Below are 13402 nucleotides of genomic sequence, written 5' to 3' on the forward strand. Positions count from 1 at the left end.
GAGATAGAAAGTTCCAGACCGCCCCTTATGCAACGTATCCTCAGATTCCTGACCCACACTCGCACGTTGTCCGTGCTGGGTGTCGTGGCGCTGACCATCGTCCTGCTGTTTCTGGCGAAATCGCTGGAACTCGGCTTGATCTGGGTGGGCGTGGCGATTGGCCTGCTGATCGTGGCATGGCTGATCACCTTTGCCTGGCGCCACGTGCGCGCCAGGCAGGCCAGCTCGCGGCTCGGTGTGATGCTGGAAAAGCAGGCCAACGACGCGGTCGAGGAAGCACCATCGGAAAAACGCGGCGAAGTGGAAGTGCTGCGCAGCCGCCTGGTCGACGCCGTGAAGACCATCAAGGGCTCCAAGCTGGGCCAGATGTCCGGCAGCGAGGCGCTCTATGAACTGCCGTGGTACATCGTGATCGGCAACCCGGCCGCGGGCAAGAGCACGGCGGTGCTCAACTCCGGCCTGCAGTTTCCGTTTGCCGACAAGAGCCAGGCGGTGATCCACGGCATCGGCGGCACGCGCAACTGCGACTGGTTCTTCACCACCGAAGGCATCCTGCTCGACACCGCCGGCCGCTATGCGGTGCACGACGAGGACCGCAAGGAGTGGCTGGGCTTTCTCGATCTGCTCAAGCGCTACCGGCCCAAAGCGCCGATTAACGGCATCGTGGTGACCGTCAGCATTCCCGAGATTACGCAGAGCCGCCCCGAGTTCGCGATCCAGTTGGCGAAGAATCTGCGCCAGCGCGTGCAGGAGTTGACCGAGCGCCTGGAAGTAATCGCGCCGGTCTACGTGATGTTCACCAAGGCCGACCTGATCACCGGCTTTACCGAATTCTTCAGCGACAGCGACAAGCACGAGCGCGACCGCGTTTGGGGCGCCACGCTGCCGTTCGCTCCGGGCGAGAAGCTCGACGTGGCCGGCACGTTCGACGCCCGCTTCGACGAACTCTACGACGGCTTGAAGGAAATCAGCGTGGCGCAGATTGCGCAGGCGCGCGGCGGCAAGCTGTCGCCGGGATTGCTGAGTTTTCCGCTGGAATTCGCCTCGATCAAGCCTGCGCTGCGCAGTTTCCTGATCACGCTGTTCGATGACAATCCGTTCCAGTACAAGCCCGTATTCCGCGGCTTCTACTTCACCAGCGCGGTGCAGGAATCGGCCACCAACAGCATTTCGGCCGAACGCATCGCCAACCGCTTCGGACTAAAGCTCGACGGCACCACCAAACAACAGGAAGTGTTTTCGAAGAACGGCTTCTTCCTGCGCGACCTGTTCTCGAAGGTGGTATTCGCCGATCGCCAGACCGTGCGCCAGTTCTCCAGCCCGGCCAAGATCCGCGCGCGCTTTGTCACGTTCTTTGGCCTGGTGGTGTTGCTGGGCGCGCTGCTGGGCGGCTGGACCTGGTCCTACATCGGCAACCGCCAGCTCACTGCGAATGTGCAGGCCGATCTCGACAAGATCGTGCGCATGCAGGAAAACCGGGTCGATCTGCGCGCACGCCTTGAAGCACTGGACATTCTGCAGGACCGCATCGAGCAATTGGAGCGTTATCGCAGCGAGCATCCGGTGGCGCTTACGCTCGGCCTGTACCAGGGCGACACCCTGCAGCACAAGCTGCTGGACGAGTACTACAACGGCCTGCGCCAGGTGATGCTCAAGCCGGTGGGCGGCGCGATCGAGCGCTTCCTTGCCGAGGTGAACGCGCACCCGGACCAGCTTGCAGCGATGGTGCGCCCGCCCGAATCGGGCGCCGCCTCGACCACGCTGGTGGCCGCGCAAGGACCGGGCGCCCTGCCCGTCGCCGCCGGGGCCACCGGGGCTTCCGCGTCCGCCGCACCATCGGCCGCGCCGGCCTCGGCCGCCGTCGCCATGCCGGGCGCCGCGAGCGCCGTCAGCGATGCGCTGAACGCGGCGCAGGCACCGGGCAAGCGCTACGCCGACGCGTCGCCGACCAATGTCGAGGACGCCTACAACGCGCTGAAGACCTACCTGATGCTCGGCGACAAGCGCCACGTCGAGGTGGCGCATCTGACCGACCAGGTGACGCGTTTCTGGCGCAGCTGGCTCGAAGAGAACCGCGGCAACATGCCGCGCGAGCAGATGATCCGATCTGCCGAACGCAACATCTCGTTCTTCCTGGGCCGCGTCAACGATGACAACTGGCCGTTGCTCGAAGGCAACCTGTCGCTGATCGACCAGACGCGCGACAACCTGCGGCGCGTGGTGCGCGGCATGCCTGCGCGCGAACGCGCCTATGCAGAGATCAAGGCACGCGCGGCGACGCGCTTCGCACCGATGACCGTCGCGCGTATCGTCGGCGACAGCGGTGCGCGCATCGTGGCCGGCAGCTACGCCGTACCGGGCACGTTCACGCGCGAAGCCTGGCAGCAGTATGTGCAGCCCGCCATCCGCGACGCCGCCAACAAGGAACTGCAGACCAAGGACTGGGTGCTGAACGTGGCCGCGCGCGACGACCTGACGCTCGAAGGCAGCCCCGAGCAGATCCAGAAGGCGCTGGTGACGATGTACAAGACCGAGTACGCGCGCGAGTGGCAACGCTTCATGCAGGGCGTGGCGGTGCAGGAGTTCACCAGTTTCGACCAGGCCGTCACCGCGATGAACCTGCTTGGCGATCCGGTCAACTCGCCGATCCGCAAGCTGTTCGATACCGCCTACGACCAGACGTCGTGGGACAACCCGTCGCTCGTCAATGCCGGCCTCAAGCAGGCGCGCAGCGGTGCGTTCAGCTGGATCACGCGCTGGTTCACCAATCGCGCACCGTCCGGCGTGGATGTCGATCCGAACGCCATCGCCGCCGCAGCCAACGACGCCACGTCCGGCAATCCCGTGCCCGTCGGTCCGGTCGGCAAGGAGTTCGCCGGACTGGCCAAGATCGTCGTCATGCACGACAACAGTTCGCTGCTGCGCGGCTATATGGATTCGCTGTCCAAGGTGCGCACCCGATTCAACACCATCAAGAACCAGGGCGATCCGGGACCTGGCGCGCGCCAGCTGATGCAGCAGACGCTGGAAGGCAACGGGTCCGAGCTGGCCGATTCGCTCAAGTATGTCGACGAGCAGATGCTGACCGGCATGACCGACAGCCAGCGCGGCACGCTGCGTCCGATCCTGGTGCGGCCGCTGCTGCAGTCGTATGCGGTGACGATGCGCCCCGCCGCGCTCGAGATCAACAAGGTGTGGAATGCGCAGGTGTTCCAGCCGTTCATGCAGACGCTGGCCACCAAGTATCCATTTGCCGCCGACGCCAAGATCGAAGCCAGCTCGGCCGAGATCGCGCAGGTGTTCGGCCCCGAAGGCACCATTGCGCGCTTTGCCGGATCGACGATCGGCCCGCTGTCGGTACGCCGCGGCGACATGATTGCGGCACGCACCTGGGGCGACCTGGGCCTGACCTTCGTGCCCGAGTTCGTGACCAACTTCACGCGCTGGATCGCGCCGCTGACCGGCGGCGCGGCGGCGGGCGGCCAGGGTGCCGCGGCGGCGCAGCAGACAGTGTTCCAGATCCTGCCGTCGCCGGCCCAGGGCACCACCGAATACACGGTCGAGATCGACGGTCAGCAGCTGCGCTATCGCAACACGCCGCCGCAGTGGACCAACTTCGTCTGGCCCAATCCGCAGGGATCGCCGGGCGCGCGCATCACCGCCACCACGTTTGACGGCCGCACCGTGGAAGTGCTCAGCGAGCCCGGGCGTTTCGGCCTGGAGCGCCTGATCTCCACGGCGCAGCGCAAGCGCCGGCCCGATGGCGCGTTCGATCTGTCGTGGACCCAGGGCGGCACCACGGTAGCCGTGGCGCTGCGCATCGTCAGCAGTCCGCAGACACAGGCCAATTCGGATGCGCCGCAAGGCCAGGGCCTGCGCGGCATGAAGCTGCCTGCCACGATCGCCGATGCGGCCGTGCCGACGCCGTCCGCACCCACCACTCCCAACCCTGCGCCCGGCGCCGCCACGGCGGCGCTGCCGCCGCTCACGCCCGCGCCCGTGCCATCGCAAACCGTGCAGACCGTCCATGCGGGAGGCGCGCAATGACGCCCTCCACGCAACTGAACCTGGCCTATTTCGGCAAGCTGCCTTCGCGCGGCGACTTCGTGAAAAGCGAGAACAACACGCAGTTGCTCGGCACGCTGGACCATTGGCTGTCGCAAAGCATGGAACTGCTGTCCGAGGATCCGGGCTGGAAGAGCGTTTATGACGCGTGGCAGCCGGTGCAGTTTGCGATCGTCGGCTCGCAAAGCCGCATCGCCGTGGCCGGCTGCATCATGGCCAGCAGCGACCAGTCGACGCGGCGCTTTCCGTTCCTGACGGCGGCCACGCTGCCGGTAGACAAGCCGCTCGGCTTCATGGCGCGCAGCCCGCTGGCCTTGGCGCGGCTATGGACGCGCGCCGGCCAGCAGATGCGTGCGCTGGTGGCCGACAGCGACCCCGCCGAGGGACTGCGCGCGCTGGCGCAAACGCCGCTGGCGCTGGAAACCGGCGCGGGCGCGCAGGCCTACGACGCCAGCTTCGCGGACTTCATCGACTTCCAGACCGTGGCCGGGCTCGAACACATGCTGCAGACACAAGGCCAGACGCTGCGCCTGCGCAATACGCTGCTGGCGCTGGGGCTGCTGCTGGAGCCGGTGTTCGCGTCGGGCGCGGCGCGCCTGGAGAAAGGACTGACGCTGCCGCTGCCGACCGATCCGGTCTATCGCAGCCTGGTGGCCAGCTTCTGGCTGGACCTGGTATCGGGCTTCCTGCGGCGCGGCGATTGCGAACTGGCGTTCTTCCTGTGCAATGTGGGCGGCCGCGACCGGCTCGTGATCGGCTTCAATGGCGCGTCGTCGCGCACGCTGCATGGCGTGATGTCGCCGCTGGCGTACGCCGCGGTGAACATCGACATCGACGATCCGGCCTGGGTGGAGCAGCACGCCGAAGGCAAACAGGGTGTGGCCAAGCTGGCCAGCTATCTGGAACAACCGCAGTTGTCGCTGCGCGCGGCGATCGACACGTTCCGCGAAGTGTTCCTCGGAGAATGAGCATGGGTTTTTCGATGTCCCCCCGCGCGCTGGCCGTGGCGTGCGCGTTGTTCTGCCTGGCTGGCGCGGCACCGGCACAGCAGGCTTCCGCCCCCGCGACGCCGGCCGCTGGCGCAGCCGCGGGCCGCGTGGTGGCCGGTGGCGCCGTGCCCGACGAAGCCACCAAGTCCGAGGTGCTGGCACGCCTGCGCGAGCTGTATGGGCCGGCCAATGTCGTCGACCAGATTGAAGTGGGCGGCGTGGTGTCGCCGCCCAACTGGACCGCCAGCGTGAAGAAGGTGCTCTCCCCGCAGATCAAGGAGGTCACGCGCGGCCAGCTCAGCATCGATGGCACGCAGATCTCACTGTTTGGCGATGTGCCGACCGAAAGCCGGCGCCAGCAGCTGGCTGCGGAACTGTCCAACGGGCTGGGCCAGCAATACACGATCAAAAACGGCCTGAGCGTGCCGGCATCGGGACAGAACCTGCTGGATCAGACGCTGGCCAACCGCATCGTCGAATTCGAAACCGGCAGCGCCACGCTGACGCCGAAGGGACGGACGCTGCTCGACGAGATGGCGGGCGTGCTGCCCAAGCTGGCCGGCAAGCGTATCGAGATCGTCGGCCATACCGACAATTCGGGCAGCCGCGCGCTGAATCTTGCGCTCAGCCAGTCGCGCGCGGAGACGGTGAAGAGTTATCTCGCCGGCAAGGGGATCAACCCGGCCACGCTAAGCGCGGTGGGCGTCGGCCCAGACCAGCCCGTGGCGCCCAATGACAAGGAAGAAAACCGCGCGCGCAACCGGCGCATCGAATTCCGGGCCAGCCAGTAAGCGCAGACCGGTGGGCAGCGAGTTGCGCAGCACACCGGCGCAAGACACATCACGAATTGCCGTCGGCTGACGGGTCCTGCTGCATGCCGAGCAGTTCCTCCAGCTGCGAGAGCGTGGCATCGTCCTTGACCACGGTGCGCAGCCATTCATGCAGTGGCATATCGCCCCAGCGTGCAGCGCGGGCCGCGAGATAGGCCACCGGGCTGTGCGGCTCGGTGCGGCGGAAAAACTCGGCCACTTCGCGCAGTTGCGCCAGCGCCTGCTGCCGCGAGCGCAGCGGACCGCCCGCGCCGTTGCCGGCCGATCCTTGACCTGCGGCCGGCGCGAACGTCGGCTCATGGCGCACCGCCGGTCCGCCCTGCACCGACGCCTTGTCTTCCGCGGGGGTCGTCGGTTTTTCCACCCATCGCTCGACCAGATTCTTGACCGCGTCGAGCGCTTCCAGCGCCTGCCGGAAGCTGGGCGAATGCTCGCCAGCCTTGTCGTCCAGCACATCGGCAAGCCGCTGAACGGCTTCTATGCAACCGGCGATGTCCGCCAGAGTCGCCGCGTGGAATGCGGCCGGCGTGGACTTGCGCGCAGCGTCAAACATGTCCAGCGTGGTCTTGCCGGCCGCCAGCGCATCGGCGTTATCGGGGTCGCGCCGAATCGCCTCGGCCAGGTTGGCGCCCGCCTCCCAGTCGATAAAGCTGTAGCCGCCGCTTGCCTGATCGACCAGCGGAACCTCGCGGATCAACTGGCGCGACCGGACCGCCAGCCATGCGGCGCTGCCGGTCCGGTATTCGACGTCGTCGGCATCGGCCTGCGGATGCATGCCATCCCAGAACTGCTCGCACAGCCCCGCCGTCAGCAGATAGCCGTCGCGCAGGCCGGCAAAACCGTTGGTCTTGGAGAGCGCCTCGGTCATCCACACGGCTACGCGCAAATCCTTGGTCTTGCTGCCCAGCAGCGACGTACCAATCTTGACCACCTCGCGCCAGTCGGCTTCCTTGAGGTCTGTCACCCATTCGCCTTGATCGAGCGATGGATCGTCGAAACGACGCGCCTCCTGAATGCGATCGAATTCCGCGGAAAAGAGCATGTCTTCACCATATGGCGAATCGCCAGGAATGGGCGCAAGCAGGTGATCGAGAATAACGTTGGCCATGAGGTGAACCGGTGACGGAAACCGCGCCAGTTTACCGTTACGTGTCGTCAAACGGGCGGTTTTGTGCGAGCGCGCTAGCGATCGTCGGCAGCGATCTTTTGCGCCGTCTGCGGGATGGCGAGACCTTGCATCAAGGCCCCGCGCCCCGGAGCGCGAGGAAACCTCGCTTGCGATGCGCGACAAAGAAATCAGCGGCGATTTTCTGGCGCGATCGCCCTTGCGCACTGGCCCAGGCGATATCGCGAATGGCCGCGACGCACCCGTGTGCCGTCAGGCCATTTCCTCGACAGCCTCGCCGGCCAGCGCGACTTCGGTCTCGGCAGCCACCTTGGCTTTCGCCGTCGCTTCGTCGACTTCGGAAACCATGTCGCCCAGACCGATGACAACCGTGATATTCGGCGTCCAGTCCTTGCGGTCGGTACTGACATCGGCAAAGGTGGTCACCGTTGCGGTGTAGCCCTGCGCCCGGAGATCGTCGGCGAGCCGTTGCGCGCGCGGCTCCAGCGCGGCTTGCGGATTGTCTTCGGTGATGTCGAGCACCAGCCTGGTCTCGAATTCTTCCTTGCCTTTCTGGATGGCCGCTTGCATGGCCTTGAGCTGCTTGTTCGCAAGCGCGACGAGCTTGCTGTACTTCGATTCTTCCTGGCTGGCGCGCAGTGCCTTGGCGGCGTTGACGATTTCGGTGCGGTCCACGAACATGATTGCCTTTCGAGGTGGAGAGAAAAAACGCAGGCGCCGTACGGCCTTGGCATGAGCCAGATTTCCGGTTGCGGCGAGCACTGTATAAATATACAGTAGTCATCAGCTAACCGGCAAGCGGTAAAGAGGCGGGGTCCTAATCTCGGGAGTATTCAGCGGGACCGGGCACCTGACCGGCTCACTGAATGTACGCCTTTAAACCTTCGGCGAGCGCGGCGAAAGTCACTGCACAGCGCGCGCTTTCGCGCAGGTCCTCGTGCATGGCGATCCAGGTATCCATCTTCAGCGAGAACTCGCTCTGTAGCACGCGTACCAGCGCTTTGTCCCGTGCGGCCAACGCCGATTGGCAAACGCCAATGCCCAAGCCCGCTCGGATGACCCCTAACTGGGCGAGGTCGCTGTCGGCACGGAACGCAAGGGCCGCGCGCGAGAACATCGGGAATTGATCGAGCAGTCGGCGAATGTACGCGTTCTCGTGGTCAAAGCCGATGAGCGTGTGGTGGGATAACGCTTCCAGCGATTTCGGCGTGCCATGCGCGGCCAGATAGCGTTTGTGCGCATGTAAACCAAGTTCGATACCGCCTACGCGCTTGGCGACCAATGCGTCCTGCGTGGGCCGGAGCATGCGCACCGCGATGTCCGCCTCGCGATGCAGTAGATCGTCCACCTTGTTCGACAGGACGAGTTCAATGGTCAGTTCCGGGTACTCATTTCGAAGCTTGGCGAGGATCGGCGGCAGCACTTCTACGCCAATCACCTCGCTGGCGCTCAGGCGCACCGTGCCGCGAACCCCTGAGCCGTGGCTGCTGGCCACTCGGAGGATCGCCGCGGAGGTAGCGGCCACGCTGGCCGCATAGGGCTTGAGTTCGAGTGCAGCCGACGTGGGCGCGAAGCCATCGAACGAGCGCGTAAAAAGCTTCAATGCCAACGCCGATTCAAGGCTATCGATGTGTCGGCCGACGGTCGGTTGGGTCAGACCCATCGCGCGCCCCGCCGCCGACAGCGAACCAGTCTCCAGCACCGTCAGAAAGGTGCGGTACCACTCCCAGTTCGGTTCGCTTTGCGTCATGGTATGCATTTTTCTATAGCAGCGATGCGATTCTAGGCAATTTTCGTTTGCCCGTCCATTTGGCAATCTACGGCTTCCAACGGCGCAATCAATCGAAGTCCCAGGAGAACCGTCATGTCCAAAGTAGCCCTGTTCGGCGCCGCAGGCGTCATCGGTCAAAGCATCGCCGCCGCCCTCAGTCGCGAGGGGCGTCGCTATCGCGTGGTCGGCCGGAGCGAACCCAGCCTGCGCGAGGCGTTCGGCGCCGATCCGCTCGCCGAGATCGTCACGTGGAACCCGAGCTCGCCCGCGTCGGTGCAGGCGGCGGCCGAAGGCATCGAGACGCTCGTGTACATGGTCGGCGTGAACTACTGGCAGTTCGAACTGCATCCCGAACTGATGCAAAAAACGATTGAGGGCGCCGTCGCGGCGGGAGTCAAGAACATCATCCTTATCGGCACCGTGTACCCATACGGCAGGGCAAGATCCAATCCGGTGCGCGAGGACCACCCGCGAGAGCCGCACACGTTCAAGGGCCGCATGCGCAAGGCGCAGGAAGACTTGCTGATGCAAGCGCATAAAGCCGGCCGCATCAACGCGACCGTCCTGCGCTTGCCGGACTTCTACGGCCCGGGCGTGGAAGCCAGCCTGCTGCACCGCGCAGCGCTGGCGGCGGTGAATGGCGGCACCGCAGACATGGTCGGGCCGATCGACTGCCCGCACGAGTTCGTCTTCGTGCCCGACGTGGGACCGGTCGTCGCCCGGCTGCTCGATACGCCCGCTGCGTTCGGAAAGATCTGGAATTTGGCCGGTGCGGGCGTCACGACGCAGCGCGAGCTGGTGTCGGAGATGGAGCGGCTGACGGGCCGAAAGCTCAAATTGCGCGTGGCGGGCAAGACGATGCTGCGCCTGATCGGTCTGTTCAACCCATTCATGCGAGAGATGGTGGAGATGAACTATCTGATGACCGAGCCGTTGATCATGGACGATTCAGCGCTGCGGCAACTGATCGGCCCGATTCGCAAGACGCCTTATCAGGAAGGCATCCGGCAGACACTCGCAGCTGTGGCGAGGACCGGTGCCCTGGCGACTGCAGCGTGAGGGAGGTTGAGCTTTCGCTGGCCATTTACGGCGGCGGGATCACAGTGGACCGCATGCCGGCAAAATCCTCGCTTAAGCGAGAGCAGGTATCCTATGCGTCCCACCTACAGCGTCTAGCGCCAGATGGACGGCCACCTCCACATCCGCCAACTCGCCGGCCACGGCCGCGGCCCGTTTGACTTCGACGTACTCAGCGGGCGGTGCACGACCCTATCGGGCCCATCGGGGTCTGGAAAGAGTCTGCTGTTAAGGATGATCGCGGATCTGATTCCGAGTACGGGCGACGTCCGCATCGGCAGCATGTCTCGCGACAGCTTGAGCGGGCCGGCCTGGCGTCGCCAGGTTACATACGTTGCCGCGGAATCCGGCTGGTGGGCCGACGATGTTCTCAGCCATTTCGATAACTGCACGCCGTCGGCGCTGGCGCCGCTACTGGTCAAGCTGCGTCTGCGCACGGATATCCTGACCGCGCACGTCAGCCATCTTTCGACGGGAGAGCGCCAACGACTGGCGTTGCTGAGAGCAATCGTCCTCGGTCCACGGTTCCTGCTACTGGATGAACCGACCTCGGGCCTCGACGAGGATTCCACCTTGGCGGTGGAAGCACTACTGAAGGGGCTGATGGCCGACGGGACCGGATTGCTTGTCGTCACGCACAGTCCTGAACAGGCCATCCGTTTGCAGGGCGATCGCGTTCGTCTTTGCGCCACCGGCCTTGAGAGGGTCTCCGCATGAATCCCATTTTGCTTACCTCAGGAGACCTGGTTCTAGCGAGCCTGCTTATCGTCGCCGGAGCTGCCCTGTCGGTGGCGTTGTCCCTGGGGATCCATCGCATGCTGCTGCTCGGCGCGGTTCGCATGGTTGTGCAATTGCTTCTCGTCGGCCTGGTGTTGCGCGCCGTATTCGCCATCGCATCTCCCTGGATCACCCTCCTGCTCGTCGTTGCAATGATTCTTGCCGCGGCCCGCGAAGCGGGAAGCCGGCAGGAGCGGCGTCTGGACCGTCGCTGGCAATTCCTCTTGGGGCTGGCCACGGTGAGCGCCCCGACAATCCTCATTACCGTACTGGCCCTGGTGACAGCGCTGCGCCCTTCCCCTTGGTACGACGCTCGCCACGCCATCCCACTGGCCGGCATTATCCTTGGCAATGCGATGAATGCAGCGAGCCTGACGTTGCAGACGACGTTCAATGCCGCCTGGTATCAACGTCAGGCCATCGACGCGCGGCTGGCACTTGGTGCCGACCGCCAGACCGCGCTCCGCCCGATTCTGCGGCAGGCAGTTCGAAGTGGACTGCTACCGACCATCAACACGATGGCCGCCGCCGGCATCATTACCCTTCCAGGGATCATGACCGGCCAGATCCTGGCGGGTATGGACCCGATCGAGGCAGCTCGTTACCAGATTCTGCTGATGTTCCTGCTATCGGGGGGAAGCATTCTCGCAGTTGTATTAGCTGCGTGGCTAGCGCTATGGCGGCTGACGGATTCACGCCACCGACTGCGTCTGGACAGACTTGAGGCGCGTTAGTGCGATCGCTCCTCGCCGCCTTTCGGTCCCCCCCGGGACGCACAGGAGGGCGTGGCCGACCCGCATGAATCGGCCGGCTGGAGGCCTCCCGGGCTCCTGAACAACTTTCTGGCACCTGCGCTAAAGTCTTAGCTTTTTCAGCCGATGACATGGTAGGCCAGATTTTATGCTGGCATTCCATTTGTTATTCGCGTTGAGGCCTGCCAACGTTACATACGTGCTTGGCTAAATGTTCCAGAGTGTTCAACTTTTTAAAAGTAGATCCAGAAAGGAAAAGAGGTGAACCAGAAATTCGAAGAGGTGCGAATAGAGGAACTGGCTACATCAGCTGCCGAAGAGGTAGATGCGCTCCCATTCGGCGTAATCGGATTTACGCTGGACGGGACTGTTACCGTCTATAACGCCACCGAGTCGACAAACGCGGGCTTGAGTCCGAAGCGAGTGCTAGGCAAGCATTTTTTTGAAGAAGTCGCGCCGTGCATGAACAACTTCATGGTTGCGCAACGATTCGACGACGCGGACGAGCTCGACGACATCATTCCCTACGTCCTGACCTTGCGCATGCGTCCGACGCCGGTACGGTTGAGGCTGCTGAAGGCGCTCGGCTGCGCGACCCGCTTTGTCCTGATCGAGCGGAGGACAGCAAATTGAGCGGGCCGAATACCGACAAGAACGACGTGGAGTCCGAGTACGAATCCTTGCTCTCATTCATGTATCTATCGCCGGTCGGGATTGTTCGCTGCGACAAATCTGGCCGCGTTGACATGATGAATCCGCTTGCCGCGCAACTGCTCATGCCTCTGGTAAAGGGCGGGAACATCGAGAATATTTTCGACAGCCTTGCGTCGGTGGCCCCAGAGCTGCGCCATCTGGTGGCCAGTTTCGAAGCGGAGCGGGGGCCTGTGTGTGAAAACCATCGGGTTTTCGTAACCCCGGCCAAGGATGGCGCAGTCGTCCTGGCATGTTCCATCATCAAAGTGAATGTGGATGTGCTGATGATGGTGTTGACGGACATTTCCCGCCAGGTTGCCGCTGAGCGCCGAGCACGACAAACCGAGTCATGGCTTGCCGGAATCTATACCGGCGTCAACGATTTTGCGTTTTTTACGCTCGATGCCCACGGCTGCATCGATAGCTGGAATCCATCTGTTGAGCGCTTGACGGATTTTCGTGAGGCGGAAGTTGTCGGGCATACGCTGTCGCGCTTTTATGCCAACGATGAGATTGTTTTGCACCGTTCACCCGAGCACATCGCGCTGACGCGCGAAGATGGTTGGCACGTAGAGGAGTTCTGGTGCGAATCGAAAGCGGGTCGGCGCTATTGGGGGCAAGTTCTCGTTTCTGTGCTTCGTGAGGAGGACGACGAGATTTCCGGGTATTCGGTGGTGTTGAGGGATATTACGGAACGAAAAGTTCACAGCGACAACCTCGCGCGGCTTCTTACAACAGATCACCTGACCGGCGTAACGAACCGCGCTCACTTCTTTGAAATCGGGGAGTCCGAAGTTGCACGGGCCGAACGCCACGGCCGGGCATTGTCGCTGGTTATGCTGGACGCCGACCACTTCAAGCGGATCAATGACACGGGCGGCCATCAGGCTGGCGACGAGGTTTTGAAGCGGATTGCTGGTGAAGCAAAAGCGCTTCTGGGAAGGTCCGACATTGTCGCGAGACTCGGAGGAGAGGAATTCGTCCTGCTGCTTCCGTCCACCACAGCAGAGGAAGCAATGGCGGTCGCGGAGCGACTGCGCGTCGCCGTCGAGCAAGCACTTATTGACACGGCTGTCGGACAATTCAAAGCGACTATCAGTCTTGGCGTAGCGAGTCTCGGTGATGAAAACCCGACACTGCAAGCCCTGTTGGCTGCCGGTGACCGCGCCCTCTATGCCGCAAAACAAGCGGGGCGAAATTGTGTGCGCGGCGCCACTGCGGGGCCGAGGAACGTAGCGCTTTCTGTCGGAGAAGAAGGCACCCGCTCCAACTCCACGGGTGCCGGGCCACGGCGCCGGTAGGTGCAATCCCAAACAGAAAAT

Annotated in this window: 11 protein-coding genes; 8 read left to right on the forward strand and 3 right to left on the reverse strand. The window is 63.7% G+C overall.

Annotation, left to right across the window (positions count from 1 at the left end):
* The first annotated feature begins 27 nt into the window (after positions 1-27).
* The 3 genes from tssM to AC1RKI_RS10895 are packed head-to-tail and all read left to right on the forward strand — an operon-like array spanning position 28 to position 5845.
* The gene (gene tssM / locus AC1RKI_RS10885) at positions 28-4047 is read left to right on the forward strand and encodes a type VI secretion system membrane subunit TssM (RefSeq protein ID WP_492795310.1); all 4020 of its coding nucleotides are present in this window, start codon (positions 28-30) and stop codon (positions 4045-4047) included.
* A complete protein-coding gene (tagF, locus tag AC1RKI_RS10890; protein WP_061959590.1) occupies positions 4044-5033 on the forward strand; it encodes a type VI secretion system-associated protein TagF in 990 nt (329 codons plus the stop codon). The genes tssM and tagF overlap by 4 nt, the downstream gene beginning before the upstream one ends.
* Positions 5034-5035: 2 nt before the next feature.
* Positions 5036-5845, forward strand: a complete 810-nt coding sequence (locus AC1RKI_RS10895) for an OmpA family protein (RefSeq protein WP_150981451.1) — start codon at positions 5036-5038, stop codon at positions 5843-5845.
* A 49-nt stretch (positions 5846-5894) separates the two neighbouring features.
* Here the strand turns inward: AC1RKI_RS10895 and tssA are convergent, their stop codons facing one another.
* The 3 genes from tssA to AC1RKI_RS10910 all read right to left on the reverse strand — a co-directional run bounded on the left by tssA (position 5895) and on the right by AC1RKI_RS10910 (position 8760).
* On the reverse strand, positions 5895-6992 hold the full coding sequence (gene tssA / locus AC1RKI_RS10900; RefSeq protein WP_492795312.1) for a type VI secretion system protein TssA: 1098 nt from the start codon (positions 6990-6992) through the stop codon (positions 5895-5897).
* Between the two features lie 270 nt (positions 6993-7262).
* Positions 7263-7691, reverse strand: coding sequence for a hypothetical protein (locus AC1RKI_RS10905; protein ID WP_061956160.1), 429 nt, complete (start codon positions 7689-7691; stop codon positions 7263-7265).
* A gap of 178 nt (positions 7692-7869) precedes the next feature.
* Positions 7870-8760, reverse strand: a complete 891-nt coding sequence (locus tag AC1RKI_RS10910) for a LysR family transcriptional regulator (RefSeq protein WP_492795315.1) — start codon at positions 8758-8760, stop codon at positions 7870-7872.
* A gap of 114 nt (positions 8761-8874) precedes the next feature.
* On the opposite strand from AC1RKI_RS10910, the gene AC1RKI_RS10915 reads away from it, so the two are divergent.
* The 5 genes from AC1RKI_RS10915 to AC1RKI_RS10935 all read left to right on the forward strand — a co-directional run bounded on the left by AC1RKI_RS10915 (position 8875) and on the right by AC1RKI_RS10935 (position 13381).
* Entirely contained in the window at positions 8875-9840 is a 966-nt protein-coding gene (locus AC1RKI_RS10915; RefSeq protein WP_492795317.1) for an NAD-dependent epimerase/dehydratase family protein, read from the forward strand.
* Positions 9841-9963: 123 nt separating this feature from the next.
* Entirely contained in the window at positions 9964-10575 is a 612-nt protein-coding gene (locus AC1RKI_RS10920; protein WP_061956156.1) for an ABC transporter ATP-binding protein, read from the forward strand.
* Positions 10572-11369 (forward strand): ABC transporter permease, encoded by a 798-nt coding sequence (locus tag AC1RKI_RS10925; protein WP_061956154.1) that lies wholly within the window; start codon positions 10572-10574, stop codon positions 11367-11369. The genes AC1RKI_RS10920 and AC1RKI_RS10925 overlap by 4 nt, the downstream gene beginning before the upstream one ends.
* A 279-nt stretch (positions 11370-11648) precedes the next feature.
* Positions 11649-12020 (forward strand): PAS domain-containing protein, encoded by a 372-nt coding sequence (locus AC1RKI_RS10930; RefSeq protein ID WP_492795319.1) that lies wholly within the window; start codon positions 11649-11651, stop codon positions 12018-12020.
* Positions 12017-13381 (forward strand): sensor domain-containing diguanylate cyclase, encoded by a 1365-nt coding sequence (locus tag AC1RKI_RS10935; RefSeq protein WP_492795321.1) that lies wholly within the window; start codon positions 12017-12019, stop codon positions 13379-13381. Before AC1RKI_RS10930 ends, AC1RKI_RS10935 begins: the two co-directional genes overlap by 4 nt.
* Positions 13382-13402 lie beyond the last annotated feature (21 nt).

It is taken from the genome of Cupriavidus sp. GW822-FHT06G04 (assembly GCF_058799075.1).

What these genes read in the sequence shown, in the direction of transcription:
- AC1RKI_RS10905 (WP_061956160.1), bottom strand. Translation starts at nt 7,691, where the DNA reads ATGTTCGTGGACCGCACCGAAATCGTCAACGCCGCCAAGGCACTGCGC.
- AC1RKI_RS10925 (WP_061956154.1), top strand. Translation starts at nt 10,572, where the DNA reads ATGAATCCCATTTTGCTTACCTCAGGAGACCTGGTTCTAGCGAGCCTG.
- AC1RKI_RS10895 (WP_150981451.1), top strand. Translation starts at nt 5,036, where the DNA reads ATGGGTTTTTCGATGTCCCCCCGCGCGCTGGCCGTGGCGTGCGCGTTG.
- AC1RKI_RS10920 (WP_061956156.1), top strand. Translation starts at nt 9,964, where the DNA reads ATGGACGGCCACCTCCACATCCGCCAACTCGCCGGCCACGGCCGCGGC.
- tagF (WP_061959590.1), top strand. Translation starts at nt 4,044, where the DNA reads ATGACGCCCTCCACGCAACTGAACCTGGCCTATTTCGGCAAGCTGCCT.
- tssA (WP_492795312.1), bottom strand. Translation starts at nt 6,992, where the DNA reads ATGGCCAACGTTATTCTCGATCACCTGCTTGCGCCCATTCCTGGCGAT.
- tssM (WP_492795310.1), top strand. Translation starts at nt 28, where the DNA reads ATGCAACGTATCCTCAGATTCCTGACCCACACTCGCACGTTGTCCGTG.
- AC1RKI_RS10910 (WP_492795315.1), bottom strand. Translation starts at nt 8,760, where the DNA reads ATGACGCAAAGCGAACCGAACTGGGAGTGGTACCGCACCTTTCTGACG.
- AC1RKI_RS10915 (WP_492795317.1), top strand. Translation starts at nt 8,875, where the DNA reads ATGTCCAAAGTAGCCCTGTTCGGCGCCGCAGGCGTCATCGGTCAAAGC.